Below are 20,146 nucleotides of genomic sequence, written 5' to 3' on the forward strand. Positions count from 1 at the left end.
TGTTGTTCACGCTGAGACGGCGAGCCGAGCGGCGATCCACAAGAGAGCCCTTAGACTGCAACGCAGTGATCGGCGGCACGGCGCTGACTCCACCAAAGAAGGTGGTAGGCGTGCCGTCGCGTCGATTAGGAGGGACGAGGTGGACGAGACCCTGGCGCGAGCGGGCATCTTCCAGGGGGTGGACCCGGCGGCCGCAGAGGCGCTGGCGACGACCCTGGAGACGGTGGAGTTCCCGCGTGGCCACGTGATCTTCGCGGAGGGTGAGCCGGGCGATCGCCTGTACATCATCCAGTCCGGCAAGGTGAAGATCGGCCGCAAGTCGCCGGACGGCCGCGAGAACCTGTTGGGGATCTTCGGACCCTCCGACATGTTCGGCGAACTGTCCATTTTCGATCCAGGCCCCCGCACGTCCACTGCGACGACGGTGACCGAGGTCCGCGCGGTGTCGATGGACCGCCCCGCGCTGCGCCAGTGGATCACCAACCGGCCGGAGATCGCCGAGCAGCTGCTGAGGGCCTTGGCCCGCAGGCTGCGCCGGACGAACTCCATGCTGGCCGACCTGATCTTCACGGACGTGCCCGGCCGCGTCGCCAAGGCGTTGCTGCAGCTCGCGCAGCGCTTCGGCTCGCAGGAGGCCGGCCTGCTCCGCGTCACGCACGACCTGACGCAGGAGGAGATCGCCCAGTTCGTCGGCGCGTCCCGCGAGACCGTGAACAAGGCGCTGGCCGACTTCGCGCACCGCGGCTGGCTGCGCCTCGAGGGCAAGAGCGTGCTGATCCTGGACCCGGAGCGCCTCGCGCGCCGCGCCCGCTAGCGAGATCCCCGGGCACGCGACGGAGTTCGCGCTGGTCGTCCCTCTTCGGACGGACGACCGGCACCGCTCGCCGCCTGCGGAGAACGGCCGATGCGCACGACCGAACACAAAGGACCGGGCGCCACCCCCGACGTGGCGCACCGGTCCTTTGCGTTGCACGGCCCATCCCCCGACGAACCGTGCTTTCCACCCTCCGGCGCGCAGGCCCCGACCCTCAGGCCAGAGGTTGGTCTCGATCGGCGAGTCAACTTTCGCACGTCGGCACCCCGACCGCTCAAGCCCTTTCACCCTCAAGGACCTCGTGTGTGGCCGATTCGTTGCAGGTTTCACCCGGTCATCCCATTCCCGTGACCCAATCGCAACCGTGGTGACTCCGCGCACCTGAACTGGTACGCGCGTACCAGGTCTGGCACACTGGTACGCATGTCCCACTCCGCCCGTCTCTCCGACTACCGTGCTGCCCTGACGACTCCCGGCATGCGCGGCGCCGTGGTCGCGTCGCTGCTCGCCCGCCTGCCCATCGCGATGGTCGGGCTCTCGCTGCTGCTCTACGTGGAGCGCGTGACGGGCTCGTTCGCGGTCGCCGGCATGGTCTCGGCGGCGGCTCTGGTGGGCGTGGCGCTCGGATCCGTCGTCCAGGGCCGGCTGATGGACCGCTTCGGTCCCACCCGCCCGCTGCTCTTCACGACCGGGCTGTTCGCCTTCTTCGTGACCGTCTCCGTGCTCGCCGTCGAGGTGGGTGCGTCGGTGTTCCTGCTGGTCCCGCTGGCTTTCGGGGTCGGCGCCACGGAGCCGATGGTGGGCTCCGCGTCGCGGGCGCTGTGGGAGCGGATGGTCCCGGCCGGGCCCACGCGGATGGCGGGCTACGCCTACGAGGCGATCAGCATGGAGGTCTTCTTCATCCTCGGGCCGGGTCTCGCCGGTCTGCTGCTGGCCGCGCCGTGGGCGGGCACCGGTGTCGTCGTGGGTGCCGTGCTGATGGTCGTGGGCGCGCTGTGGTTCGCGTTCAACGCGGTCGTCCGCGCCTGGGGGCCGGTCGAGCAGGCCCCTCGCCCGTTGCTCGGCGCGTTCGCCTACCCCGGCATGCGCACGGTCGCCCTGGCCGCGCTCGGCTTCGGTGTGACCATCGGCTTCGTCGAGGTGGCCGTGCCGGCGTTCGCGAAGGCCGCCGGTCAGGCCTCGATGGGTGGCCTGATGCTGTCGCTGTGGTCGATCAGCTCGGTGGTCTTCGGCGTGCTCTACGGCATGCGCCCGTGGCCGCGCCCGATGCACCTGCGCCTGCCGGTGCTGCTGGGCGGCTTCGCGCTGCTGTCGTTCCTGCTCGCCGTCCCGGCCACGCTGGTCGGCCTCGCCGTGGCGCTGTTCCTGGTCGGCACGCTGATCACGCCGCAGTCGACCGCGCACTCCGCCGCGATCGAGCAGGTCACGCCGAACGGCATGGCCGCGGAGGCGTTCGGCTGGGTGATCACCTCGGTGACCGTCGGCCTCGCCCTCGGCCAGGGCCTGTCCGGCCAGTTGATCGAGCACTTCGGCACGCGCCCGGCGTTCGCCGCGGCCGGTGTCGCGGGTCTGCTGATCGCACTGGCGGTCTGGCTGCTGCGCGGCACCGTCAGCCGCGGCGTGCCCGCCGAGGCGCCGGCGCGGTCCGAGATGGAACTCGCCTCGCGCTAGGTCCCCTCGAAGTAGGCCCCGAGCCGGGCGCTCAGCTCCACCGCGTCCCCTCGTGGCGCTCCCGGCCAGTCGGTCTCGGTCCACGGCAGTTCGTCCGGCGTCCCCCGGTGCCGGACGAACACGTGCTGGTGGAAGTGGGCCGCGGACCGCCCGACCACGGCCGAGAAGACGAACTCGGGATCCAGTTCCGCCCGCAACCCGACGGCCGTCAGCCTCGCCGCCCGCGCCACCGCCTCCGCTTCGGCGACCGTGAGCAGGTCGAGCGAGGCGACGTGCCTGCGCGTCTCGACGAAGAGGTGGCCGAGAACCCCTCGCGGCTGGTGCGACACGACGACCAGGTCGCCGGCGAACACCACGGGTCCGGCCAGCGGCCCCTCACCGCGGTGCTTGGCGCAGACCGGGCAGTCGCCCGCCGGCTGGAACGCCCCGTTTCCGCTCTTCTCCGCCACAGGACCACCTTGCCGGGGACCGCGTGATCGGGCGAGCCTTTCGAGGCACCCGGAATTGTCGGGGGTGCCCGCTACCGTCCGGATCATGGACCTCACCGCCACGACAGCCGACCTGGCCGGTGCCGCCGCCGAGGTGGCGCGGCTGCTGCCCACCCGCGTGCTCGACCCGGTGCTGGCCGGGCTGCGGCTGCGAGCGGGCACGGACGTCGAGATCGCGGGCAGCGACCAGGAGCACGGCGTGCGCCTGACCGTCGACGCGACCGTCCACACCGAAGGCGAGGTGCTCGTGCCCGCGAAGCCGCTGGCGGCGACCCTCCAGGCGCTGGACGAACCGCAGGTGAGGCTCAAGGTCGAGGGCCGGCGGCTGGCCGTCCGCACACCGACGTCCCGGTTCGCGCTCCCGCTCCTCGAACTGCACGACCACCCCGGCGTCCCCGAGCTCCCGCCCCGGCAGGGCCACGTCGACGCCGAGAAGCTCAAGGCCGTCGCGGCCGTCGCGGGCGCGGCGTCGAAGGACGACGCGTTGCCGATCTTCACCGGCATCCGCATCCAGTCGGACGCCCACAGGCTGCACGTCATGGCGACCGACCGCTACCGCATGGCGTACGCCACTCTCCCGTGGGAACAAGAAGGTCAACTCGACCTGTTGGTACCTGCGAAGGCCGTCGTCGAAGCGGCGAGGCAGGCCACCGGTCAGGTGGCCCTGCACGCGAACGCCGACCGCATCGGCCTCGCCTGGGGCAACAACTCGATCTCCACCGCGCTCCTGGCCGCTCCGTTCCCGGACGACCGTGCGCGCCGACTCCTGGAGGCAGTCATCGACAGCACGGTGCTCGTGGACGCGGACGCGCTCGCCCGCGCCGTCCGCAGAGCAACCCCCTACGGCGGACCTCACCAGGCGGTGACGATCCAGGTGGAGGACGCCGAGCTCCGCGTCAAGGGCAGCGACCCGCAGCAGGGCGAGTCCGAGGAGTTCGTCAAGGCGGACGTCGAGGGCGACCGCCTGACCAAGACCTTCCAGGCCCGCTACCTGGCCGACGCGCTGAAGGCGTTCGCCGGCCGCCGGATCGAGCTGAAGATCCAGGGCGGGCTGCGGTCGACGGTGCTGACGTCGACGCCGGATGAGGACGGGGTGGAGCTCACCTACCTCGTGGTGCCGATGCGCTCGGTGGCCTGACGGCAGGCCGCGTCCGGGGACGCGATGGCTCCGCGGCGCCGAGAAGGACCGTCGCGACAGCTGCCGCGACGCTCGGCGGACGCATGGGATTGCTGCGCCGGTGATCACGAGGCGCGTGTCGCCCTCCGCCGCGAGGGTGGGTGCACCTGACGGGGTCGGTCCGGCCACGACCACCGGGCGACCCGGCCCGGTGGTGCGCTGCTCAGCCGGTACTCCGCGCCTCTGCCGCGCTGAGCGCGATCCGCGTCGACTCGACCAACGCGGGGTCGCCGCCCCGACGCAGGTCCAGGGCTCGCTGGAAGTGCGCGCGGGCCTCGTCGAACCGTCCCTCGTCGAAGTAGCACTTCCCCCAGTGCTGGTGCACGAAGCCGGCGATCTCGCCGCTGTCCGCGCACCGGGCGAACTCCGCGTGCGCCTCAGCGAACCTGCCCTGCCACTGGTACACGTGCGCGAGCCTCAGCCGTGCCGCCGTTGACGGGCGCAGCTCGAACGCCTTCGTCAGCGCCTGCTCGGCCAGATCGAGCAGGCCGAGCATCCGCGCCGCCACCCCGATCTGCGTCCACGCGTCGTGCTCGTCGGGGACCTCGCGCAGCGTCCCGGGGTCGATCGTGAACTTCACGCCCCGGCCTTGCTCCTCGCCAGGTCGATGATCCGCTGCAGGTGCAGCCCGCGCCGCACGTCGCACTCGTGCGCGGTCGTTCCGCTGTGCACCATCGCCACGAAGTCGTCGAGCAGGTTCGTGAAGCACTCCAACGCGGGCGTGTCGCGGTTCGTCAGAGTGCGCGCGCCGTTGACCCCGAAGACCGTCAGGTCGGCGAAAGCGGGTTGCAGCGGCAGGGACAGGCAAAGCGAGACGGTACTGGTGGCGCCGCCCTCGTGCCGCAGGATCAGTTGCCACAGGCCCGTGTCGGAGACGGTGGCGGCCACGACGTCGGTGATCTCGCCGAGGGCCGCGTCCAGCAGGTCGAAGGCGTGCGGGCCGACGTCGTCGAGCGCGCCCTTGTCGTGGCGCCACGGGGAGTTCGAGAACGGGCCGTCGAGCAGCGCGCCCGAGATCCAGCGGCTGTCGGCACCGGTCCAGCCGCCCGTGCGGTGCAGCTGGGCCAGCATCTGCTTGGTCTCCGGGGCGTAGCGGCGGGTCAGCACGACGAGCGACGCGACGCCGGCCTCGGCCACCGCGTCGGCCAGGGTGGAGGCGACCTCGGCGTTCTCGGCGATCGGCTTCTCCAGCACCAGGTGCTTGCCGGCGCGGGCGGCCTCGATCGCCATCGGGCCCTGCACGCCCGGCGGCACGCAGAACGCCACGGCGTCCACTGTGGACAGCATTGCGCCGTAGTCGGAGAACGGCTCGGCGCCGAAGGAGGCGGCGAGTTCCGCGGCCGCCTCCTCGCGGCGCGCCCACACGCCGGTCAGCGTGGTGCCGGGGTGGTTCGCGATGCCGGGGGCGTGGATCATCCGGGCCCACGGGCCCGCACCGACAAGTCCTACGCGCAGCTGTTCGTCCACTCGCACATCCTGCCTCAGGAGTAGCTCGCCTTGGGGACGAAGATCTCGCCGCCGTTGCCGAACTTCAGGCGCAGTCCGTCCGGGGAGGGCTCGCGCCGCGGGTCGTGGTCCCAGCCGGCGGGCACCGTCACGACGTGGCCGCGGTCCGGGGACGGGCCCAGCCAGATCTCGTAGTGGGTGCCGCCGACGAGCTGCTCGACCTTCTTCACGTACACGCCCGGTGTCGTGGAGGTCGGGTCGACGCTGATCACGGTCGTGCGGTCCGGCACGAACATCACCACGCCCGCCACCGCCGTGAGACCTGTCGCCAGCACGGCTCCGAGCAGGAACAGCAGCACCTGCACCAGACAACCGGAGACCTTCGTCGCCATCACACCATCCTCGGGTAAGCGCGGTCGTACGCTCGGAGGATGCCCGACGACATGACCTTGCCGGGAAACCTGGTACCCGCGAAGCCCGTCTCCGAACCCGCCGAGCCCCGCGACGCCGTCACCGTGGTCCTGCTCCGCGACGGCGTGCGGGGCCTGGAGGCCTTCCTGCTGCGCCGCGTGAAGGGCATGGCGTTCGCCGGTGGCATGACGGTCTTCCCCGGCGGCGGTGTCGACCGGCGCGACGCGGACACGTCCGTCGCGTGGACCGGTCCGGAACCGCGGTGGTGGGGCGAGGTGTTCGGAGTGGACGCCTCGACGGCCCGTGCGTTCGTGTGCGCGGCCGTGCGCGAGACGTTCGAGGAGTCCGGCGTGCTGCTCGCGGGTCCTGACGCCACCTCGGTCGTCGCGGACACCTCGGCGTACTCGAAGGCCCGGCGGCAACTGGTCGACCGCGAGATCTCGCTGGCGCAGTTCCTCACCTCGGAGGGCCTCGTGCTGCGGGCGGACCTCCTGCGGCCGTGGGCGAACTGGATGACCCCGCGGGAGGAGCCCCGCCGCTACGACACCCGGTTCTTCGTCGCCGCGCTGCCGTCCGGCCAGAAGGCCGACGGGGAGACGACCGAGGCGTCGGACGCGTCGTGGCAAACGCCCGAGGACGCCGTCCAGGACGCGCAGGAGGGTCGTCGGATGCTCATGCCGCCGACCTGGCGCACCCTCGAGGAGGTCGGCGCGCTCGGCAGCGTCGAGAAGGTGATGGCCGAGGAGCGCAGCGTCGAGAAGATCATCCCCAAGCTGATCCGCGACGGCGACGTCATCCGGGTGGTGCTGCCGTGAGCGGGTCCCCGCTGATCGGCGCCCGCGCCGCGCACCCGCTGTACGGCGAGCTGCGCCAGGTCACGCCGCACGCGGCCGTGCTGCTCGCGGACAACCCGTCACCGATGACGCTCGACGGCACGAACACGTGGCTGCTCAAGGCCTTGGACGCCGAGTCGTACGTCGTGGTCGACCCCGGCCCGCTCGACGGCGCTCACCTCGAGCGCATCGCGTCGTTCGGCCCGGTCTCCGAGATCCTGCTGACCCACGGCCACCCGGACCACTCCGACGGCGCTCGTGAGTTCGCGGAACTGGTCAAGGCTCCGGTGCGCGCGCTCGACCCGACGTTCACCTACGGCTCGGAAGGTCTCCGCGACGGCGACGTGATCACCAGCTCCGGCCTGGAGCTGCGGGTCCTCGGCACGCCCGGCCACACCAGCGACTCGCTGTGCTTCGTGATCGACGGCGAGGCCGTGCTGACCGGCGACACGGTCCTCGGCCGCGGCACGACGATCGTGGCCCACCCGGACGGCAGGCTGGGCGACTACTTCGAGTCGCTGAAGCTGCTCGCCGACCTGCCGGAGCACACGGCGGTGCTGCCCGGCCACGGCCCCGAACTGGCGGACGCGGGCGAGGCCGCACGGATGTACCTCGCGCACCGCACACAACGGCTGGAGCAGGTTCGCAACGCCGTGGAAGCTCTCGGCGGCGCCCCGACCCCGCGTGAGGTCGTCGAGGTCGTCTACGCGGACGTGGACAGGGTGCTGTGGCCCGCAGCCGAGTGGTCGGTGCGGGCCCAGCTCGAGTACCTGCGCGGCGGCTACTGAGACTGGTGGCCGTTGTTCGTCGCGCCGAAAGCGGACTGGCGCGACGAGGAGCGGTCGATCTGCCAGCGGCCGCTGTCCGAGGCCGGCGCACCGGTCTGCTCCCGCTGCGCCAGCTCCTCGTGCAGCTGCTGCAGCAGGGCCCGTTCGCGCTCGCTGAGGTTCGCGTCCACGGAGGACGGCTCGGCGGGCTCGGCGAGGGCGGCCTGCAGGGCCGCCAGCTCGTCGGCCTTGAGCTCCGTGGTGACCTCGGCCCTGTTGATCGGCACCGGCTCGGGCAGCGGCTCCGGGAGCGGCTCCGCCTGCGGTTCGACGGTCGCCATCGGAATGCGCTTCACGGGCTTGGGCGGGAACGGCTGCGAGCCCTCCAGCGCCGGTGTGGAACGCGTGCGTCGTGAGCCGGTCTCTTCCTGTGGCTCCGGCGCCGGTGTCGGCTCGGCCACCGGCGCCGGAGCGGGAGGCTCTTCCGGCTGGTCGAACCACGCACCCTGCGGGGAGACGGGCTCGGCGACCGGGGCCGGGGACCCGGACATCGGCACCGCGCGCGAGGACGTCACGGCGGACGCGTGGTACTCGCCGAGCTGCATGCCGGTCGTGAGGACCTCGACGGCGGCGCGGACGCCGGCCTTGCGCAGCACGGAGTCGATCCGGTACGCGGTCGCGGGCGCGAAGCCCTGCGGGCCGATGTCCACCAGCACCACCCGCTGCGGCAGCGGGCCGGGCGTGGAGCCCGTCGGCGAGGAACGCCAGACGCACCGCACCGAGCGGATGTCGGGCAGCACCGACACCGCGCGGACCAGGTGCGCGGCGATGTCCGCGCCGGGGTCGGTCTCGGAGGTGAAGCGGTGCCGGATGAACGGCAGCATCTCGACCACCGGCAGGCGGTCGGTGAGCGAGGCGTCCGAGCGGACCTCGTGCAGGACCCACGTGATGGTCGCTCGCTCGTCCGGCAGCACCGGGATGCCGCCGGCGACGAGAGCGCCGACGAGCAGTTCGATCGAGCGGTCCAGTTCTCCGACCGCGAGGAACTCGCGCGCCAGCGACAGGGCGTCGTCGTCGACCCGCCCGGCCATCGACAGCAGGAGGTCGTGCAGACGGACCGGCAGGCCGACACCGTCGTTCGTCACGTCAACTCTCCTTAGCTGAGCACGAGGTGCTCATCGGACTCGGCGCCGGCGCACACCAGCTCTGATGCCGCCAACGCCGCCCGGTGGTAGGGCGGAAGGTCCATGCCGGACGGAACGACCTCGACGCACGGGTCGTGCTCGCCCAACGCCCGCAGCACGCGCTGCAACTCTCCGGTCAGCCGGGCGTGACCGGTGGTGGCCGCCACCAGCAGGACGCGGTTGATCCCCGTGGGACCGATGCGCCAGCAGGAGCGAACCTCACCGACCCCGTTGCGGCCTCGCAGCGTGGCACCGAGAACGACGGTCGCGGAATCCCCCATCGGCACCCGATCGGGTGATTCTGGAGAAAAGGTGTAGTCGGTGGGGGGCAGTTCGTCCAGCCCTTTGATCGAACTGACGGCACCGGGTTCCGCCCCGTAGGGCACCAGCGCGTCCTGCAAAAGGCGCAGCTCGTGGTCGGTCAGGGGGATGCGCCCGTGCAGCAGGGTGCGCGGCAGTGACCTGGCCAGCACCGCGTACGCGTCCGAGGCCGCCCAGTCGCGGTACCGCCACAGCAGCTCGTCCGGCAGGCGTCCGGCGAGCCTCAGGAGCAGCTCGTGGCACGTGTCCGACATGTCACACCCTTCAGCGGAACCCGGTACGCGAACCGGGAACTCAGACCTCGACGATCAGTTCGATCTCCACGGGAGCGCCGATCGGCAGCTCGCTCACGCCCACGGCGGACCGGGCGTGCCTGCCCGCGTCGCCGAAGATTTCGCCGAGCAGTTCCGACGCGCCGTTGATGACACCCGGCTGCCCCGTGAAGCCCTCGGCGGAGGCCACGAACCCGACAACTTTCACGACTCGCTTGATCGAGTCAATCCCCACGAGCGCGTCGACGGCCGCGAGGGCGTTGAGGATGCACGTCGCCGAGTACTCCTTGGCCTCCTCCGGCGAGACCTCCGCGCCCACCTTGCCGGTGGCGGGGAGCTTGCCGTCGACGAACGGCAGCTGGCCGGAGGTGAAGACCCACGAACCGCTCTGCGTGGCGGGCACGTAGGCCGCCAGCGGCGCCGCGACGCCGGGGAGCTCGATGCCGAGCTCCTCCAGCCGCGCACTCCAGGTGCTCACGCCTTCACCCGCTTCAGGTACGCGACGTGCTGCTCACCGGTCGGGTTGGTCAGCACGGTGACCAGCTCCCAGCCGTCCTCGCCCCACTGGTCGAGGATCTGCTTCGTGGCGTGGATCAACAACGGCACGGTCGCGTACTCCCACTTCGTCATGCGCCGAGCCTAACTTGCCACCCGATCGAAGCCTGCGGGGTTCACGCACTTCGGGCTACCTTGATCACGTGGAGACCTGGAGGATCATCGCCACCAGCCTGTTCGCGCTGGGTGGGCTCGTGATGGTGCTCGTCGCCATGGCCCAGGTCCGCGACCGCAAGCACAGCAACCGCCCCCAGGTCGTGCAGGCGGGGCTGATCGGTCTGGTCGTCGTGGTCGTCGTCACGGCGAGCATCGCGCTGTGGCTGCCGTCCGTCGTGGCCTGGGCGCTGGTCGCCGCCACCGCCATGGCAGTTCTCTTCCTCACCATGGTTGATTGACCGCCAGGCCCACACCTGACCGATTTCACACATAGTCTGGACGTGTGACGTCGTGGACCGAGGAGCTGACCCGAGCCCGCCTGCACGTGGTCTCCGGCAAGGGCGGCACCGGGAAGACCACGGTCGCGGCCGCGCTGGCGCTCGCGCTCGCCACCGGTGGCCGCCGGGTGCTGCTGGTGGAGGTCGAGGGCAGGCAGGGCATCGCCCAGCTCTTCGACCGGGCCCCGCTGCCGTACTCCGAGGAGCGGATCGCGTCCGCGCCGGGCAGCGGTGAGGTGCACGCGCTCGCGGTCGACGCGGAGGCGGCGCTGCTCGAGTACCTGGCGATGTTCTACAACCTCGGCTTCGCCGGCCGGACGCTGCGCAAGATGGGCGCGATCGAGTTCGCGACCACGCTCGCGCCCGGCCTGCGGGACGTGCTGCTGACCGGCAAGGTCAAGGAATGCGTCAACCGCACCGGGCCGGACGGCCGCCACGTCTACGACGCCGTCGTGCTGGACGCGCCGCCGACGGGACGTGTGGTCAAGTTCCTCGACGTCACCAAGGCCATGGCCGACCTGGCGAAGGTCGGGCCGATCAAGGGGCAGAGCGAGGGCGTCGTGCGGCTGCTGCACTCCGGTGACACGGCGGTGCACCTGGTCGCACTGCTGGAGGAGATGCCGGTGCGCGAGACCCTGGACGCCGTCGCCGAACTGGACGGCGCCGACCTGCGGCCGGGCGCGGTGCTGGTGAACCGGGTGCAGCCGACGCGGCTGCCCGCGCGGTCCGTGCCGGTCGCCGCCGAGGGCAGGGTGGACGAGTCGCGCGTGCTCGCCGGGCTGAGGTCCGCCGGGCTCGACCTCGACGAGTTCACGCTCGAAGGCCTCGTCGACGAGACCGTGGAGCACGCCGTCCGGGTGCAGTCGCAGCAGGAGGCCAAGGAGCTGCTCGGCGAGTCGGACCTGCCGACGCTCGAGCTGCCCGACCTGACGGACGGGGTGGACGTGGCCGCGCTGTACGAGCTGGCCGAGGTGCTGGTCGCGGCGGGAGTCCGATGAACAGGCTTGACTTCGACCCGTTGCTCGACGACCTCGAGACGCGCGTCCTCGTGTGCTGCGGCTCCGGCGGCGTGGGCAAGACGACGACCGCGGCGGCGCTGGCGCTGCGCGCGGCCGAACGCGGCAGGCGCGTGGTCGTGCTGACGATCGACCCGGCCCGGCGCCTCGCGCAGTCGCTGGGCCTGCGGGAGCTCGACAACAACCCGCGCGCGGTCACCGTCGACGGCTTCGAGCCCAAGGGCGAGCTGTTCGCGATGATGCTCGACATGCGTCGCACGTTCGACGACATGGTGCTGACCCACGCCGGTCGCGACCGGGCCGACCAGATCCTGTCGAACCCCTTCTACCAGACCATTTCCTCGTCGTTCTCCGGCACGCAGGAGTACATGGCGATGGAGAAGCTGGGCCAGCTGGTCGCGCAGGACGAGTGGGACCTGATCATCGTCGACACCCCGCCGAGCCGGTCGGCGCTCGACTTCCTGGACGCGCCGCAGCGGCTTTCGACGGTCCTCGACGGCAAGTTCATCCGGATGCTCTCGGCACCGGCCCGCGCGAGCGGCCGGGGGTTGCTCAAGATCGTCGGAACCGGGTTCAGCCTTTTCACGCGGGCCGTGTCCACGATCGTCGGTGGCCAGCTGTTGCAGGACGCGTCGACGTTCGTCCAGGCCTTCGACAGCATGTTCGGCGGATTCCGCGAGCGTGCGCAGCGCACGTACGAACTGCTCCGGTCGCCCGGAACCGGTTTCGTGGTGGTGGCGGCGGCCGAACCCGACGCGTTGCGCGAGGCGAGCTACTTCGTGGAACGGCTCAGCGCCGAGAACATGCCGTTGTGCGGCCTCGTCGCGAACAGGACCCACCCGGTGCTCGCGGCGGACCTGCCCGCGGCGAAGGCGCTGGCCGCGGCGGACGGCCTCGACCGCTCCGGTGACGCGCCGCTCGCCGCGGCAGTGCTCCGGCTGCACGCGGACCGGGTCGCAGTGGCCGATCGTGAGAAGCGGCTGCTGGCCCGGTTCACGCGTGCTCATCCCGGTGTCGCGCTGGTCGGCGTGCCGGCGTTGCCCGCGGACGTGCACGACCTCGACGGCCTGCGGGAGATAGGTCGCCGGCTCGCCGGGGAGTAGCCCCTAGCCGACCCTCGTGTCCTCGACGTGCTCTTGACGTGCGTTGTCGAGCAGCTCGAACCACGACTCGACGTCCGGGCGGCGGCGCAGCAGAGCGCGGCGTTCGCGCTCGGTCATGCCTCCCCAGACCCCGAACTCGATCTTGTTGTCCAGCGCTTCGGCCAGGCATTCCATGCGCACCGGGCAACCCAGGCACACGAGCTTCGCCTTGCGCTGCTCCGCACCTCGGACGAAGAGCTGATCCGGCTCTTCGTCTCGGCACGAAGCGTTGATACGCCAATCCCCCTGGTTCATATCCCCCACTCCTCAGTGCTGTCCAAATGTGGAAATCCGCCACACCCCTGCCACGGATGCCGTAGCGTTCGAGCTACGGCTGCATTCCTTGGACGTTGACGGACTGTAGTGCCGTTCGGTTCCCTGTCCAACCCTGGGTCACCCGACTGTTACCTGTCTTGCGTATGTCTACTCATGCTGAGTAACGGCACTTACTGATCACCTTCACCCGTTCGTGTACGGCGTACGCTGACCTGCGTGCGAGTCAGGAATGGCGTGCTCAAGATGCTCGGCCTGTGCCTGCTGGCTGGGGTTCTCCTCGCCGGCATGCTGTTCCCCGTCGTGGGCGCGACAGGTCTCGTCTCGAACAGGGCCAGCGACACCGTGGACAGCATCTCCGCCGACCTCGTGACGACGGATCCTCCGTTGATCACCACGGTCACGGACAAGGAAGGCGCCCCGATCGCCTACCTGTTCGACCAGTACAGGGTGCTGACACCGCCCGAGAAGATCTCGCCGACCATGAAGGCCGCGCTGATCTCGGTCGAGGACCGCCGGTTCTACGAGCACCAGGGCGTGGACTGGAAGGGCACCATCCGCGCGGGCCTGACGAACCAGGTCAGCGGCTCGGTGTCGCAGGGCGCGTCCACGCTGACCCAGCAGTACGTCAAGAACTACCTGGTCCACGTCGTGGCGCGGAACAACAAGCTGGAGCAGGCCAAGGCCCAGGAGCAGACCATCGCGCGCAAGATGCGCGAAGCCCGGATCTCGCTGCAGCTGGAGCGCAAGCTCGGCAAGGAGGAGATCCTCGCCCGGTACCTCAACGTCGTTCCTTTCGGCTCGACCATTTACGGCATCGCGGCGGCGGCGCAGGCTTACTTCAACACGACGCCGGACAAGTTGACCGTTCCCCAGTCCGCGATGCTCGCGGGAATGGTGAACAGTCCGTCAGCGCTCGACCCCGAAGCGTATCCGGACAAAGCTTTGGACCGGCGCAACAAAGTGATCGACAGGATGGTCGAGAACGACAAGCTGTCGCGCGACGCGGGTGAGGCGGCGAAGCAGGAAGGACTGGGACTCGCGACTCCGGTCCGCACCCCGCCGAACGGCTGTGTCGGCGCCGGCCCGGAAAACGGTTTCTTCTGTTCGTACGTCGTGAACTACCTGCAACGCGCGGGCTTCAGCGAGGAGCAGCTGCGCACCGGCGGCTACACCATCCAGACCACTTTGGACAGGACGGTCACCCAGCAGGCCAAGGCGTCGGCCGAGGCGGGCGTCGCCAAGACCACCGAGGGCATCGCGAACACGATGGCCGTCGTCAAGCCCGGCAAGGAACGCCACGAGGTGCTGGCGCTGGTCGCGAACCGCGACTACGGCCTGAAGTCGGACCTGCGGCAGACGACGTACGACCTGCCCAGCGGCGTGGAGAACAAGTTCGGCGCGGGCTCGGTCTACAAGGTCTTCACCGCGGCGGCGGCGCTGGAGAAGGGCCTCGGCATCGAGAACGTCATCCCGACGCCGAACTCGCACGTGTCGCGGGTGTTCAAGGGTGGCGCCCAGCGCTGCCCGAGCACCGGTGAGCCCGGCACCCGCTGGTACTGCCTGTCGAACTTCGACTCGAGCTACCCGTCGTCCATGTCGCTGCAGCAGGCCCTCGCGACGTCGCCGAACACCGGCTTCGTCATCCTCGAGGAGCAGACCGGCATGGACGCGGTCGTCGACATGGCGTCGCGCCTCGGCATGCGCGAGACGATGGCGACGAACCTGCAGGGCACCCGGCCCGATCCGAAGGCCAAGGACAAGCAGAACCGCATCTCGCAGACGGAGTTCTACAAGCAGAACGGCGGCAACGCGTCGTTCACGCTGTCGCCGGCGCCGGTGTCCACGCTGGAGCTGGCGAACGTCGCCGCGACCATCGTGAGCGGCGGCAAGTGGTGCCCGCCCACCCCGATCGCGAGGGTGCTGGACCGCAACGGCCAGGGCGTCCAGGTCAACGAGGCGCAGTGCGAGCAGGTGGTCGCCGAGGGCCTCGCGAACGGCCTCGCGACCGGCATGAGCAAGGACGACGTCGGCGGCGGCACCGCGGCGGCGGCCGCCCGCAACGCCAAGTGGACCCGCCCGATGATCGGCAAGACGGGCACCACCGAGGAGTACAAGTCGGCGGCGTTCATCGGCGCGACCCCGGACTTCGCGGGCGCCGTGCAGACGTTCAACGACGGCATCACCCCGCGCCCGATCTGCGTGACCGGCGCACCCCGGTTGTGCGGCAACGGCAACATCTTCGGCGGCACCATCCCGGCCAGGACGTGGTTCGAGACGATGACGAAGGTGCACGCGAACGTGCCGGTCTCGGCGCTGCCGCAGGTGGAGCAGCGCTACCTCAAGGGCGGCCGCGAGATCCAGATCCCGGACGTCGTGGGCAGGCAGGTCAACGACGCCGTGCGGGTCCTCGAGCAGGCCGGCTACAAGTCGAGCCAGCAGACCGTGAACTCCGACCGGCCGAAGGGGACGGTCGTGAGCCAGACGCCGCGCGGCAACGCGTTGCGCGGCACGGTGATCACGCTGTCGGTGAGTTCGGGCTACGTGCCGCCGCCGGTGCAGACGGAGCCGTCGAGCGCCCCGCCACCGCCGGGCGACCCGGGCAACGGCAACGGCCCGCCGATCACCCTGCCGACCGAGCCGGGCAGGCCGACCCGTTAAGGCCTCAGCATCGCCTTGAGGCGTTCCACGCTCACGTCGACGTGGGCGCGGATCTCGGCGACCGCTCTGTCGCGGTCGCCGCACCGGAGGGCGTCGAGGATGGCCTCGTGCTCCGCGACGACCTGCTCCGGTGTCTCGGACTTGCTCAGGACCGTGAGGTAGAAGCGCAGCTCCTTGGTCAGGCCGGCGTAGAACTCGTCGAGCCTCGTGCTGTCGAGCAGCGCCACGATCGCCTGGTGGAAGGCGAGGTCGCGTCCGACGATCTCGCGGGTGTCGCCCTGCTCCGCGGCCGCGCGCAGCTCCTCGAACCTCTGCGTGATCGCCTCGAGCTGCTCCGGGCGCGGGACGCGGGCCAGCGCGGCGGTCTCCAGGCGTTCGCGGGCGGTGTAGAGGGCCTCGACGTTCTCCGGCGTGGGCGCGATGACCACGGCCCCGCGGTTGACCTCGTAGCGCACCAGCCCGGTCAGCTCCAAGATCCGGACGGCCTCGCGGATGGTGTTGCGCGCGACGCCGAGCTCGGCCGCGATCGCGCTCTCCCGGAGCCGGTCACCGGGGCCGAAGGCGCCCGCCATGATCCGTTCGGACAGGCCGTCGGCGAGCTGCTGGGCCGTGGTGGTGCGGCGCACTTCGAGGCCGTCGAGGGCAGACATGGGGCCAGCCTAACGTGTTGCCCTACAGTTGAACTGTATTACAGTTTGCGTCATGGACCTGACTGCGTACAAGGCGCTCAGCTTCGACTGCTACGGCACGCTCATCGACTGGGAGACCGGGATCGCCGCGGTGCTGTCGCCGTGGGCGCGCTCGGCGAGCCTGTCGCTGCCGGACGAGGAACTGCTGCTCGCGTACGGCGAGCAGGAGGCCGTCGTGGCGGCCGAGACGCCGTTCCGGCTCTACCCGGAGGTGCTCGCGGAGTCGTTCCGCCGCACCGGCGCCGCACTGGGGCACGAGGTGAGCGACGAGTGGGCTCGACGGCTGGGGTCGTCCGTGCCGGACTGGCCCGCGTTCCCGGACTCCGCGGACGCCCTGGCGAGGCTGGCGGCGCACTACGAGCTGATCATCGTGTCGAACGTGCACCGCGCGGGGTTCGAGGGCAGCAACCGGCACCTGCGCGGGGACTTCGCGGCGATCATCACCGCCGAGGACGTCGGCGCGTACAAGCCCGCCGAGAACCACTTCCGCGCGTTGGACACCACGCTCGGTTCACTGGGGGTGGAGCGATCGGAGCTGCTGCACGTGGCGCAGAGCCTGTTCCACGACCACGTTCCCGCCAAGCGGGAGGGGCTGCCGTCGGTGTGGATCAACCGGCGGCACGACAGGCCGGGCTGGGGCGCGACGCCGCAGCCGTCCGGCGACTACCGCTACGACCTCGAGTTCGGGTCGATGGGCGAGTTCGCGGACGCGGTCGACAAGGCGTTCTGAGGTGGGCGTGCCGCAGCGGCTCCGGCCGCTGCGGCACGTCGGTTCAGCTGGTGAGCTTGGCCTTCACGGCGGCGGCGACACGGCCGCCGTCGGCACGGCCGGCGACCTCGGCGTTGACGGCCTTCATGACCTGGCCCATCTGCTTGGGCCCCGGCGCCTCGCCGAGCTGCGCGGCGACGGCGTCGTACGCCTTGTCCACGATGGACGCCAGCTCCGCGTCGTCGAGCTGCTTGGGCAGGTAGGTCTCCAGCACGGCGAGCTCCTGGCGCTCCAGCTCCGCCTTCTCGGCCCGGCCGGCACCGTCGAAGGCCTCCGCGGCCTCCTTGCGCTTCTTCGCCTCGCGTGCGAGGACCTTCACGACCTCGTCGTCGGAGAGCTCACGGGCCTGCTTGCCCGAGACCTCCTCGTTCGTGACAGCCGTGAGCGCCATCCGCAGCGCACCGGCCGTGACGGTCTCCCGAGCCTTCATCGCCACAGTCAGGTCGTTCTGCAGCCGCGTCTTCAACTCCGCCATGGCGCAGAACGGTACCGCCCGCCGGATGCCGCGCCGATCGAGTTAACCGCCTTCCGTACCCTTGACGCGTGAACAAGCTCGGCCGAGCACTCCTCGCCACGACCGCAGTAGGCGCCGCGACCATCGCGTACGCGGCGGGAATCGAGAGGAGGCACTGGACCCTGCGCACGGCGACAGTGCCGGTGCTGTCCCCCGGCGCGAAGCCGATCCGCGTGTTGCACATCTCAGACCTGCACATGACGCCGAACCAGGTGTCGAAGCAGCGCTGGGTGGCCGCGCTGGCCGACCTCGACCCGGACTTCGTCGTGAACACGGGCGACAACCTCGCGCACAAGGACGCCGTCCCCGGAACGCTGCGCGCGCTCGGCCCGTTGCTCGACAAGCCGGGCGTGTTCGTCTTCGGCAGCAACGACTACTTCGCCCCGAAGCTCAAGAACCCGGTGCGCTACCTCCTGCCGTCGTCGAAGATCAAGCGCATCCACGGCGTGACGCTGCCGTGGCGCGACCTCCGCGCGGGCATGATCGAGCGGGGCTGGGAAGACCTCACGCACGTCCGCAAGACCGTGATGGTCAACGGCCAGGCCATCTTCTGCGCGGGCCTCGACGACCCGCACCTCAAGCGCGACCGCTACGCCGACATCGCGGGCACCCCCGATCCCGGCGCCGCCCTGCGGCTGGGCGTCACGCACTCCCCCGAACCCCGCGTGCTCGACCCGTTCGCCGCCGACGGCTACGACTTCGTGATGGCCGGCCACACGCACGGCGGCCAGCTCCGCATCCCGTTCTACGGCGCGGTCGTCACGAACTGCGAACTGGACCGCGGCCGCGCCCGCGGAGTCTCGCGCTGGGGCTCGCACATGTGGATGAACGTGTCCGCCGGCATGGGCACTTCCCCGTACGCGCCGGTGCGGTTCTGCTGCCCTCCGGAGGCGTCCTTGCTGACCCTCGTCCCGAGGCCCGTCACGCCTGGTCAGGGCCGAAATGAGGGGGTCCGATTCGGAGCTGGGGCGGACATGATGTAGAGTTCTACTCGTTCCCAGCCGGGGTGTGGCGCAGCTTGGTAGCGCGCTTCGTTCGGGACGAAGAGGTCGCAGGTTCAAATCCTGTCACCCCGATTGAAATACAAATCAGCTCCTGTTCCGCAGCAATGCGGACAGGGGCTTTTTTGTTTTCCGAGGGAACGGTCGGGGTTGAGTGACCTAGAACACTCAACTGGCGGCCGCGAGTGGGCGAAGGCCGGGCGGCGGTGCGGGCCGACAACGGCCTCGCAGGCGGTCGCCAAGTTCGGTGGCGGCCGGACGTGGTGGCAGCCAGGTTCGGTGGCGGCCAGGTTTGGTGGCGGCCAGGTTTGGTGGCCAGACTCGGCGGCAGCGGACGCAGGCGGCGGGCGCAGCGGACAGGGCCGTCGTCCGAGGCGGGGGGCAGTCCCACCGCTCGTCTCGCGCCCCCAACGAGCCGAATCACCTCCCGACCTCAAAATGCAATTCCACATCAGCACGATTCGTATTGCCATTTGTTTGCCGACAAGCCGGCGACCAGAGCCCGACAACACAGGGTCGAAGGTCCCGGCTCCGCACCGCAGAAGGGCATCAACGTTCTTCATAAGCCACCCGATCGTGTGACACGACTCGACACGCGCGGCCGCAGACGTCAGCGTGTCCTTATGACAGACAGCCATCGTTCCGCACCAAATCTTGCGGAACGACCACGTAACGTTAACCCTTACGAGTGAAGGTTGACGATTCAACTCACGTTGCGTAACGGGTGCCTTGATCCAGACGACGAAGGCAGTGGCTCGGCCCTCGTTGCACAAAATCGGGAGATGTTCTGATGAACTCCGCCTCCGCCGCCAATCCCGGTCATCGCTCTTGGATCGTCATCGCGGCCAAGGCAATTGTGGTGTTGCAGTCACTGGGGATCGTTTACATGCTCACGTCGGTCTGGGTGACGGTTGCGGTCGCCGCCGTGATCGCGATCGTCGTCTTCTCGGTCAAGGTGCTTTCGCGCGCGTCACGCCAGGTCGACCGGATCTTCGAGGAGGAGCTGGGCCGCCAGTAGGCCGGCCGAGACCTGCGACGGGCTCGGGAAGCGGCCTTCGCCCCTGCGGCACCGCGCGAGCATCACCTGCTGAGGAAGCCCCGCGCGGGCAGGCCCTCCGGAAAGCGTTCCAGCGCCTCGCCGGCGGAGATCGCCAGCGCTTCCAGCGTCCGCACCTCGGCAGGGGTCGCGGAGTGCGGGACGGCCCAGTAGCACCCGATCGCGCCGATGGGGTCCGGGCGCAGGATCGGTGAGATCACCAGGCTTCGCACGAATGTCGGCCGATACGCTTCCTGGGGAATCCTCGAATCGAGGCGGATGTCGCGGATCGCGACGGTCTGACGATTTCTCATCGCCCAGCCGCTGATGCAGTTCACCGCGGGGAAGCGCTGGCCCTTCCACAGCGGGCTCATGGAGTCCTCGTCGGCGTAGTAGCAGAGGTCGCCGTCGAGGAGCACCACCGTCGCACCGTGCGCTGCCAGCGACGACCTGGCCGTCGTGCGCACGATGCGCTGCACTTCCTCCACCGTGGCAGCCCCCGCGAGGCGCTCCATCGTTTCGGACATGCGCCAACGTTAACCGTCGACAGGTCTCACACCCAGGTATTCCTCCGGCGGATGGAACTGTTTCGATCAATTGAACCGATCACCCGGCTTCGGCTCCTGTCACGCGCGAAAGCCGGGTGCGTCAGAACGAAAGCCGCGAGCGGGG

24 protein-coding genes and 1 tRNA gene are annotated in these 20,146 nt (G+C 70.2%); 13 read left to right on the forward strand and 12 right to left on the reverse strand.

The annotated features are described in order from the left end of the window. The first annotated feature begins 139 nt into the window (after positions 1 to 139). Positions 140 to 814 (forward strand): Crp/Fnr family transcriptional regulator, encoded by a 675-nt coding sequence (locus tag BLQ91_RS16035; RefSeq protein ID WP_030477589.1) that lies wholly within the window; start codon positions 140 to 142, stop codon positions 812 to 814. Between the two features lie 423 nt (positions 815 to 1,237). Beyond that, on the forward strand, positions 1,238 to 2,485 hold the full coding sequence (locus tag BLQ91_RS16040; RefSeq protein WP_090097611.1) for an MFS transporter: 1,248 nt from the start codon (positions 1,238 to 1,240) through the stop codon (positions 2,483 to 2,485). Here BLQ91_RS16040 and BLQ91_RS16045 read toward each other — a convergent pair. Next, positions 2,482 to 2,934, reverse strand: coding sequence for an HIT family protein (locus BLQ91_RS16045; RefSeq protein ID WP_245733460.1), 453 nt, complete (start codon positions 2,932 to 2,934; stop codon positions 2,482 to 2,484). The genes BLQ91_RS16040 and BLQ91_RS16045 overlap by 4 nt on opposite strands. A gap of 85 nt (positions 2,935 to 3,019) precedes the next feature. Here BLQ91_RS16045 and dnaN point away from each other — a divergent pair, with 85 nt between their 5' ends. Further along, entirely contained in the window at positions 3,020 to 4,111 is a 1,092-nt protein-coding gene (gene dnaN, locus BLQ91_RS16050; protein WP_090097781.1) for a DNA polymerase III subunit beta, read from the forward strand. Between the two features lie 202 nt (positions 4,112 to 4,313). On the opposite strand, the gene BLQ91_RS16055 is transcribed toward dnaN, so the two are convergent. From BLQ91_RS16055 to BLQ91_RS16065, 3 genes are read right to left on the reverse strand one after another with little or no spacing between them, the layout of a single operon-like run. Next, a complete protein-coding gene (locus tag BLQ91_RS16055) occupies positions 4,314 to 4,730 on the reverse strand; it encodes a tetratricopeptide repeat protein (protein ID WP_090097612.1) in 417 nt (138 codons plus the stop codon). Continuing rightward, positions 4,727 to 5,617 carry a Gfo/Idh/MocA family protein gene (locus tag BLQ91_RS16060; protein ID WP_090097613.1) on the reverse strand — a complete coding sequence of 297 codons (891 nt, stop codon included), beginning with the start codon at positions 5,615 to 5,617 and terminating at the stop codon, positions 4,727 to 4,729. The genes BLQ91_RS16055 and BLQ91_RS16060 overlap by 4 nt, the downstream gene beginning before the upstream one ends. A gap of 14 nt (positions 5,618 to 5,631) precedes the next feature. Continuing rightward, positions 5,632 to 5,988: a hypothetical protein gene (locus BLQ91_RS16065; protein ID WP_090097614.1), complete on the reverse strand. Its 357-nt coding sequence runs from the start codon at positions 5,986 to 5,988 to the stop codon at positions 5,632 to 5,634. 39 nt (positions 5,989 to 6,027) lie between these two features. On the opposite strand from BLQ91_RS16065, the gene BLQ91_RS16070 reads away from it, so the two are divergent. Together BLQ91_RS16070 and BLQ91_RS16075 are read left to right on the forward strand one after the other, a co-directional pair. Continuing rightward, positions 6,028 to 6,822 (forward strand): NUDIX hydrolase, encoded by a 795-nt coding sequence (locus BLQ91_RS16070; protein WP_090097615.1) that lies wholly within the window; start codon positions 6,028 to 6,030, stop codon positions 6,820 to 6,822. After that, the gene (locus tag BLQ91_RS16075) at positions 6,819 to 7,628 is read left to right on the forward strand and encodes an MBL fold metallo-hydrolase (protein WP_245733462.1); all 810 of its coding nucleotides are present in this window, start codon (positions 6,819 to 6,821) and stop codon (positions 7,626 to 7,628) included. Before BLQ91_RS16070 ends, BLQ91_RS16075 begins: the two co-directional genes overlap by 4 nt. Here the strand turns inward: BLQ91_RS16075 and BLQ91_RS16080 are convergent. From BLQ91_RS16080 to sp36, 4 genes are read right to left on the reverse strand one after another with little or no spacing between them, the layout of a single operon-like run. Then, the gene (locus BLQ91_RS16080) at positions 7,622 to 8,752 is read right to left on the reverse strand and encodes a hypothetical protein (protein ID WP_090097616.1); all 1,131 of its coding nucleotides are present in this window, start codon (positions 8,750 to 8,752) and stop codon (positions 7,622 to 7,624) included. The genes BLQ91_RS16075 and BLQ91_RS16080 overlap by 7 nt on opposite strands. A gap of 11 nt (positions 8,753 to 8,763) precedes the next feature. After that, the gene (locus BLQ91_RS16085) at positions 8,764 to 9,366 is read right to left on the reverse strand and encodes a hypothetical protein (RefSeq protein WP_090097617.1); all 603 of its coding nucleotides are present in this window, start codon (positions 9,364 to 9,366) and stop codon (positions 8,764 to 8,766) included. Positions 9,367 to 9,406: 40 nt separating this feature from the next. Continuing rightward, a complete protein-coding gene (locus BLQ91_RS16090) occupies positions 9,407 to 9,862 on the reverse strand; it encodes a RidA family protein (RefSeq protein WP_090097618.1) in 456 nt (151 codons plus the stop codon). Beyond that, positions 9,859 to 10,014 (reverse strand): Sp36 family protein, encoded by a 156-nt coding sequence (gene sp36 / locus BLQ91_RS16095; RefSeq protein WP_086668176.1) that lies wholly within the window; start codon positions 10,012 to 10,014, stop codon positions 9,859 to 9,861. The genes BLQ91_RS16090 and sp36 overlap by 4 nt, the downstream gene beginning before the upstream one ends. A 68-nt stretch (positions 10,015 to 10,082) precedes the next feature. On the opposite strand from sp36, the gene BLQ91_RS16100 reads away from it, so the two are divergent. Genes BLQ91_RS16100 through bagB form a run of 3 tightly spaced genes read left to right on the forward strand, consistent with a single transcriptional unit; the run spans position 10,083 to position 12,492 of the window. Next, entirely contained in the window at positions 10,083 to 10,334 is a 252-nt protein-coding gene (locus BLQ91_RS16100) for a hypothetical protein (RefSeq protein ID WP_090097619.1), read from the forward strand. A 44-nt stretch (positions 10,335 to 10,378) separates the two neighbouring features. After that, positions 10,379 to 11,371 carry an ATPase BagA gene (gene bagA, locus BLQ91_RS16105; protein WP_090097620.1) on the forward strand — a complete coding sequence of 331 codons (993 nt, stop codon included), beginning with the start codon at positions 10,379 to 10,381 and terminating at the stop codon, positions 11,369 to 11,371. Further along, entirely contained in the window at positions 11,368 to 12,492 is a 1,125-nt protein-coding gene (gene bagB, locus BLQ91_RS16110) for an ATPase BagB (protein WP_090097621.1), read from the forward strand. The genes bagA and bagB overlap by 4 nt, the downstream gene beginning before the upstream one ends. 3 nt (positions 12,493 to 12,495) lie before the next feature. Here bagB and BLQ91_RS16115 read toward each other — a convergent pair whose 3' ends face one another. Continuing rightward, positions 12,496 to 12,786, reverse strand: a complete 291-nt coding sequence (locus tag BLQ91_RS16115) for a WhiB family transcriptional regulator (protein WP_090097622.1) — start codon at positions 12,784 to 12,786, stop codon at positions 12,496 to 12,498. Between the two features lie 237 nt (positions 12,787 to 13,023). Here BLQ91_RS16115 and BLQ91_RS16120 point away from each other — a divergent pair, with 237 nt between their 5' ends. Further along, positions 13,024 to 15,465: a penicillin-binding protein gene (locus BLQ91_RS16120; protein ID WP_090097623.1), complete on the forward strand. Its 2,442-nt coding sequence runs from the start codon at positions 13,024 to 13,026 to the stop codon at positions 15,463 to 15,465. On the opposite strand, the gene BLQ91_RS16125 is transcribed toward BLQ91_RS16120, so the two are convergent. Next, a complete protein-coding gene (locus BLQ91_RS16125; RefSeq protein WP_090097624.1) occupies positions 15,462 to 16,115 on the reverse strand; it encodes a GntR family transcriptional regulator in 654 nt (217 codons plus the stop codon). The genes BLQ91_RS16120 and BLQ91_RS16125 overlap by 4 nt on opposite strands. A 52-nt stretch (positions 16,116 to 16,167) precedes the next feature. On the opposite strand from BLQ91_RS16125, the gene BLQ91_RS16130 reads away from it, so the two are divergent. Beyond that, a complete protein-coding gene (locus BLQ91_RS16130) occupies positions 16,168 to 16,884 on the forward strand; it encodes a haloacid dehalogenase type II (protein WP_090097625.1) in 717 nt (238 codons plus the stop codon). Positions 16,885 to 16,927: 43 nt separating this feature from the next. Here BLQ91_RS16130 and BLQ91_RS16135 read toward each other — a convergent pair whose 3' ends face one another. Continuing rightward, the gene (locus BLQ91_RS16135; RefSeq protein WP_090097626.1) at positions 16,928 to 17,398 is read right to left on the reverse strand and encodes a GatB/YqeY domain-containing protein; all 471 of its coding nucleotides are present in this window, start codon (positions 17,396 to 17,398) and stop codon (positions 16,928 to 16,930) included. Positions 17,399 to 17,466: 68 nt separating this feature from the next. On the opposite strand from BLQ91_RS16135, the gene BLQ91_RS16140 reads away from it, so the two are divergent. The 3 genes from BLQ91_RS16140 to BLQ91_RS40305 all read left to right on the forward strand — a co-directional run bounded on the left by BLQ91_RS16140 (position 17,467) and on the right by BLQ91_RS40305 (position 19,456). Continuing rightward, positions 17,467 to 18,420, forward strand: coding sequence for a metallophosphoesterase (locus tag BLQ91_RS16140; RefSeq protein ID WP_090097627.1), 954 nt, complete (start codon positions 17,467 to 17,469; stop codon positions 18,418 to 18,420). A gap of 19 nt (positions 18,421 to 18,439) precedes the next feature. Next, positions 18,440 to 18,513 (forward strand) — tRNA-Pro (locus tag BLQ91_RS16145). A 715-nt stretch (positions 18,514 to 19,228) separates the two neighbouring features. Next, positions 19,229 to 19,456 (forward strand): hypothetical protein, encoded by a 228-nt coding sequence (locus tag BLQ91_RS40305; RefSeq protein WP_143022666.1) that lies wholly within the window; start codon positions 19,229 to 19,231, stop codon positions 19,454 to 19,456. Between the two features lie 62 nt (positions 19,457 to 19,518). Here BLQ91_RS40305 and BLQ91_RS16150 read toward each other — a convergent pair whose 3' ends face one another. Then, positions 19,519 to 20,001 (reverse strand): GAF domain-containing protein, encoded by a 483-nt coding sequence (locus BLQ91_RS16150; RefSeq protein WP_090097628.1) that lies wholly within the window; start codon positions 19,999 to 20,001, stop codon positions 19,519 to 19,521. Between the last annotated feature and the right edge of the window lie 145 nt (positions 20,002 to 20,146).

It is taken from the genome of Lentzea jiangxiensis (genome assembly GCF_900104175.1).
GTDB lineage: Bacteria > Actinomycetota > Actinomycetes > Mycobacteriales > Pseudonocardiaceae > Lentzea > Lentzea jiangxiensis.

Bases quoted from the DNA above. Each gene is read 5' to 3' on its own strand.
- BLQ91_RS16040 (WP_090097611.1), top strand. From the start codon at position 1,238: ATGTCCCACTCCGCCCGTCTCTCCGACTACCGTGCTGCCCTGACGACT.
- dnaN (WP_090097781.1), top strand. From the start codon at position 3,020: ATGGACCTCACCGCCACGACAGCCGACCTGGCCGGTGCCGCCGCCGAG.
- BLQ91_RS16065 (WP_090097614.1), bottom strand. From the start codon at position 5,988: ATGGCGACGAAGGTCTCCGGTTGTCTGGTGCAGGTGCTGCTGTTCCTG.
- BLQ91_RS16070 (WP_090097615.1), top strand. From the start codon at position 6,028: ATGCCCGACGACATGACCTTGCCGGGAAACCTGGTACCCGCGAAGCCC.
- BLQ91_RS16085 (WP_090097617.1), bottom strand. From the start codon at position 9,366: ATGTCGGACACGTGCCACGAGCTGCTCCTGAGGCTCGCCGGACGCCTG.
- sp36 (WP_086668176.1), bottom strand. From the start codon at position 10,014: ATGACGAAGTGGGAGTACGCGACCGTGCCGTTGTTGATCCACGCCACG.
- bagB (WP_090097621.1), top strand. From the start codon at position 11,368: ATGAACAGGCTTGACTTCGACCCGTTGCTCGACGACCTCGAGACGCGC.
- BLQ91_RS16115 (WP_090097622.1), bottom strand. From the start codon at position 12,786: ATGAACCAGGGGGATTGGCGTATCAACGCTTCGTGCCGAGACGAAGAG.
- BLQ91_RS16125 (WP_090097624.1), bottom strand. From the start codon at position 16,115: ATGTCTGCCCTCGACGGCCTCGAAGTGCGCCGCACCACCACGGCCCAG.
- BLQ91_RS16130 (WP_090097625.1), top strand. From the start codon at position 16,168: ATGGACCTGACTGCGTACAAGGCGCTCAGCTTCGACTGCTACGGCACG.
- BLQ91_RS16135 (WP_090097626.1), bottom strand. From the start codon at position 17,398: ATGGCGGAGTTGAAGACGCGGCTGCAGAACGACCTGACTGTGGCGATG.
- BLQ91_RS40305 (WP_143022666.1), top strand. From the start codon at position 19,229: ATGAACTCCGCCTCCGCCGCCAATCCCGGTCATCGCTCTTGGATCGTC.
- BLQ91_RS16150 (WP_090097628.1), bottom strand. From the start codon at position 20,001: ATGTCCGAAACGATGGAGCGCCTCGCGGGGGCTGCCACGGTGGAGGAA.